The organism is Pseudomonas brassicae (genome assembly GCF_010671725.1).
Classification (GTDB): Bacteria; Pseudomonadota; Gammaproteobacteria; order Pseudomonadales; family Pseudomonadaceae; genus Aquipseudomonas; species Aquipseudomonas brassicae.
The window spans coordinates 1-4,386 of the sequence record NZ_JAAHBU010000359.1 but is presented as its reverse complement, the minus strand read 5'-3'; the positions used below and the strand labels follow the sequence as shown (position 1 = coordinate 4,386).

Here is a 4,386-nt window from a genome sequence, read left to right as displayed (position 1 = left end):
GGCCGGCGCCACACGCAACTGCTCCACGCCGACATCCTCGGCGGTCAATGGCGTGTAGGCAGCGACATCGCGGCGCAGTACCAGCACCGGCTGGCGCAAGGCGCCGCTGTCAGGCTCGGGCGCAGCCTGGGCCGCGCCGGCACGGTGGCGACAGCGGCGGTGGCCGGTTCATCCTGCACTGCGGCTGAGCACCAGCCCCCCAGTAACCCGCCAGCAGGGCGCCGCACAGAAACAGCAATGCCAGGATCATGGTGATGCGACTGCTCATGTCGGCCTTCCTTCTGCCTGCCCGAACATCCCCCGGCCCTGTCTTGAGAACCGGCCCACCGCTGTGCAGTCGCAAGTAACTATTTCGCTATTGGACGGTAGCGCAGCTAGGACAAAATGCCATTACCCGTCAGATTTATTTGCGCCGAAAAGCCGACACCCCCTGAAAACAACGGCTTATTGGCGTCGGCTTTCGGCTATCACTTAAGTATTAATGCCTTCTTACATTTGCCGGTTGCGGCGCCCTTGACGATGCTGTGGTGGCAAAGGGGAATCACCGATTCCGGGCCCCCTACCCGCGCCCCTGGCGCAAGGAGCTGCACCATGGTCCTGTCCCGCATTCTCAATCAGTGCAAACGTTTCCTGCAGCGTACCGACGGCGCGTCCGGTATCGAATACGCCATTGTCGCGGCGATGGTGGCGGTGGTGATCATCGGTGTGTCGGGCGATGTAAGCGCGGGGATACAAGGTATCTTCGACAAGATCGTTGCGGCGATGCCGGCGTGATCACGCGTGGCCCTGACCTCTCCTTTGAGCACCGGTAACAGGAACGAAACATGCCGCCCTCCCACCCACGCGAACAATTGCTGCTAGTGGATGACGAAGAGGACGCCTTGCTGGAGCTGGCTGAATTGCTGGAGGGCGAGGGCTTTTGTTGCCATACGGCAACCTCGGTCGAGCGCGCTCTGCAGCAGTTGACACGTCACCCGGACATCGCGCTGGTAATCACCGACCTGAACATGCCGCAAGAGAGCGGCATTTCACTGATCAAGCGCTTGCGCGAACACACCGCACGCCAGCACTTGCCGGTCATCGTCACCTCCGGGCATGCCGACATGGATGCCGTCAGCGACCTGCTGCGCCTACAGGTGCTGGACCTGTTCCGCAAGCCGATCTACCACATGCGTCTGCTCGAAACCCTCGACAACCTGTTCCCCAAGCCGCGCCTGCAACTGGTTCACTGACGCCTTCGCTGACAAGCCAGCACCCACAGGGTTTTTGTGAGCCGCGCAAAGCCCTGGGGAGCTGGCTTGCCAGCGACGGGGCCGTCAGTTTCACAACTGATAACTGAAACTCAAGGTATAGCGTGGCCTGCGATTGAAGCTGTCCAGCGCCATGTCCGACATCGGCTTGGCCGCCTCCAGCGCGATGTTGTAGTAGCGCGCATCGCCAAAACGCACGCCCAGTGCCACCGACGACAGGTGCGAATCACGTACCTCCAGCTCGTTGAACCAGGTGCGCGCCGCGTCCAGTACCGCATAGGGCTGCAGCACCTTCAACCAGTCGCCCTCGCGCCGCAAACTGTAGTTGAGCTCATACGCCGCCCCCCAGCCCTTGTCACCCGAGGCCTGGTCACTGGGATAACCGCGGCCGAAGTTCTGCCCGCCAAACACCGCGCGCTCGCTGTCGGGCAGGCTGTCATCGGTCCAGTACAGCGCCGCCGACGCCACGCCCTGCCAATTGTCGAAGAAGCGGTCGCTCTGCACCCCGGAAACCCGCAGGCGCAGGAAGTCCAGGTCGTAGTCGCTGTCGGTGCTGGCCCCCAGCCGGTCCAGGCCCTGGTACACCCCGGCACTGAGGATGCGCAATTGACGGGCATCGGACAGGCTCCAGTCCGCCTCGAAGGCAAAGGCGCGTACATCGGTGCGGCTGTTGAGCTTGATCGGCGCGCCGACCACACGGTAGTCGGTGCTGTCGTTCACCGCATAGAAGCGCGCCGCCGCGCTCAGCCATTCATTCGGCGAGGCGATCAGTGCCTGGCTCAGGCCAATCGAATAACGGTCGTTTTCACGGTGCTGCCTGAGGTCGATACCGTTCTGCAGGCGCACCCGCGCGGCCGGGTCACTGCGGTAGCGCGAGGCCGACAGGTTGAGCTGGGTGCCTTCGGTGTCCACGTACTGCGCATAGTCGAGGCGGTAGTAGCGCTCGTCGTCCTGCCCCGGCGGAAACAGTGCGCTGAAGCTCAACTGCTCGGCCACACCGGTCTGCGCGTTGCTGTTCAGGCCCAGCAAGGCCTGGGTGTCTTCACGGTTGCCGTCGCTCAGGCTCAAGGTGCTGGTGAACGGCTTGCGCGAGGCCTGCGCAATCAGCCGCGTGGCGCCGTCGGTGGTGCCCGGTGGCGGCACCTGCGCCTGCAGGGTCAGGCCTGGCACGCGGCTCATCAGCGAGGTGTAGCGCTCGAAGGTCTTGCGCGTGAGCGGGCGCTCGGCCTTGAGCTTGTTCACCAGCTTGTCGAGGTAGCCCGATACCGGGCCCACCTCGCCCTGCAATTGGAAGTCGCGTATGTAGCCCTCCACCAGCACCACACGCAGGCGGCCTTCGGCAAAGTCCTGCGGCGGCAGGTAGGCATACGACAGCAGATAGCCGTCGGCCTGGTAGCGCTGGGTCAGGCGGCGGGTGGCTTCGATCAGTTCGCCCAGGGTCACGTCACGGTCGAGCAGGCCCTGGTAGTTGTCGCGCAGCTCGCTCAGCGGGTACACCGTGCCGCCCTCGATGCGCACCCGGCGCACCTGCACCCGGGTATTCATCAGCAGAGGCTCGCCTGACTGGCATCGGGAGCTGGTACGTTCAGGCGCGGGGTCGCGGGGCGAAAGGCGTCGGCGGGCAGGTTGGGGGTCGGCAGATTGCGTTCGGTCTCGTTGCTGTTGAGGAAACTCGGAAGGGGCTCGGCGTGCAGCGAGGTCACCCAGGACAGACCCAATAACGCGACGAGCATCGATCGCATAGGACACTCCATGATCCTGAAAAGTACGAGGGAACCAAGACGGTTCCCTCGTCAGACTCAAGCGTAGGTGTTGCCCGTAAAATCGTCTAACCGATGATGGCGTTTTACTTGTTTGGCCCCAGGCCACCTTTCAGGCCACCCACCAACCCGTTGACCAGAGCGCCTGCGCCACCGCCTGCAGCCGACGCGTTGCCCGGGGTCACCAGCGTGCCCACCTGGGCCACGGTGCCACCCACGGCCTTGACCGTGCGCCGAGCTGAGTGCTCACCGGATTGCCACCACTGGCGCCGATCTGGCTGCCAAGGCTGGCGACTGCACCACCGATGTTGTTCACCAGGCTGTTGACCGGGGCGCCGACACCGCTCGCCGCGCCGACCTGTTGGGTGATGCTGGCCACGCCGCTCACCACCGGGGTAATGCCCGCGCCAACGCTGTTGCCCAGGGCTGCGGTGGGGACCCCGCGCTTACGCTGGCCACGCCGTTGCCGCCCAGCAGTGGGCCGAGCGAAGCGACGGTCTGGCCCAGCGTGTTGACACTGTTGCCGGCGGCGCTGAGTACGCCGTTGCTGCTGCCCGCATTGAGCCCGCTACCGAGGCCGGCGACTGCACCACCGGCGGTCTCCAGCAGGCCGGCGCCGGGCGTGCTGCCGCCATTGCCGGTGCCCGTATTGACCAGCCCGCCCGCCGTGCCGACGCCGCTCCCGACCTTGCTCACCAGGCCACCGACGGCGCTGGTCAGCGGGTTGCCGTTACCGGCACTGGCGACCTTGTCACCCACCCCGTCGACCGTACTGCCGACCTTGTTCAGCAGCGCGTCGACCGGGCCACCGAGGCCTGTGGAGTCCCCCCACCTTGTCGGTGGCCGTCTCCACCAGCCACCACCTTCACCACCTGATCGCTCAGGTGCTGGTTGAGGTTGCCCAGCGGGCCGGTGGTGCTCTGCGTGCTCAAGGTGTCGCCGAGCATCACCACGACCTCACCGACCTTGTCCACTACGCCGTTGGCCACCGGAATCTGTTCGATCAGCGGGCTGTCGGCCAGCGCCTTGACCCCGCCGCCCAGGTCGGTACGCCCTTGCCAACGCCCTTGAGCGTTTCACCGAGGGCATTGCCGCCACTGCCAAGCTGGCCCACGCCGTTGCTCAGACCCGTACCGATGCTGGTCACCGCATTGCCGGTGGCCTTGACCAGGTCGCCAGCACCGGTACTGCCGACCAGCGGTGCCGCGCTGAGCGTCTCGCCCACGCCAGACACCCCGCCCCAGGCCCGATACGCCGCTGCCGACCTGAGTGACCACCTGGCCGACAACGGAGGTCGAGGTGTGCCGCCACCGGTGCCACCGCCAGTCCCGCCGCCGGTTCCACCCCCTGTACCGCCGCCAGTGCCGCCCGCCGGT

The 4,386-nt window shown here is 65.6% G+C and carries 6 protein-coding genes and 2 pseudogenes; 2 read left to right on the top strand and 6 right to left on the bottom strand.

What is annotated here, in order from left to right; genetic code table 11:
* Nucleotides 1–109: 109 nt before the first annotated feature.
* Entirely contained in the window at nucleotides 110–268 is a 159-nt protein-coding gene (locus tag G3436_RS21490) for a hypothetical protein (RefSeq protein ID WP_163949218.1), read from the bottom strand.
* 323 nt (nucleotides 269–591) lie between these two features.
* Between G3436_RS21490 and G3436_RS21485 the strand changes: the two genes are divergently transcribed.
* A complete protein-coding gene (locus G3436_RS21485; protein WP_163949235.1) occupies nucleotides 592–774 on the top strand; it encodes a Flp family type IVb pilin in 183 nt (60 codons plus the stop codon).
* 50 nt (nucleotides 775–824) lie between these two features.
* Nucleotides 825–1,232 carry a response regulator gene (locus G3436_RS21480; RefSeq protein WP_163949232.1) on the top strand — a complete coding sequence of 136 codons (408 nt, stop codon included), beginning with the start codon at nucleotides 825–827 and terminating at the stop codon, nucleotides 1,230–1,232.
* A 90-nt stretch (nucleotides 1,233–1,322) separates the two neighbouring features.
* Here the strand turns inward: G3436_RS21480 and G3436_RS21475 are convergent.
* The 5 genes and pseudogenes from G3436_RS21475 to G3436_RS27915 all read right to left on the bottom strand — a co-directional run.
* Nucleotides 1,323–2,992, bottom strand: a pseudogene (locus G3436_RS21475) (ShlB/FhaC/HecB family hemolysin secretion/activation protein).
* A 199-nt stretch (nucleotides 2,993–3,191) separates the two neighbouring features.
* The gene (locus G3436_RS21470; protein ID WP_338001301.1) at nucleotides 3,192–3,389 is read right to left on the bottom strand and encodes a collagen-like triple helix repeat-containing protein; all 198 of its coding nucleotides are present in this window, start codon (nucleotides 3,387–3,389) and stop codon (nucleotides 3,192–3,194) included.
* 5 nt (nucleotides 3,390–3,394) lie between these two features.
* A complete protein-coding gene (locus tag G3436_RS21465; protein ID WP_243667255.1) occupies nucleotides 3,395–3,799 on the bottom strand; it encodes a hypothetical protein in 405 nt (134 codons plus the stop codon).
* Nucleotides 3,796–3,999 (bottom strand): hypothetical protein, encoded by a 204-nt coding sequence (locus G3436_RS21460; protein WP_163949225.1) that lies wholly within the window; start codon nucleotides 3,997–3,999, stop codon nucleotides 3,796–3,798. The genes G3436_RS21465 and G3436_RS21460 overlap by 4 nt, the downstream gene beginning before the upstream one ends.
* A 14-nt stretch (nucleotides 4,000–4,013) precedes the next feature.
* Nucleotides 4,014–4,386: pseudogene (locus G3436_RS27915) on the bottom strand (collagen-like triple helix repeat-containing protein); the annotation flags it as partial.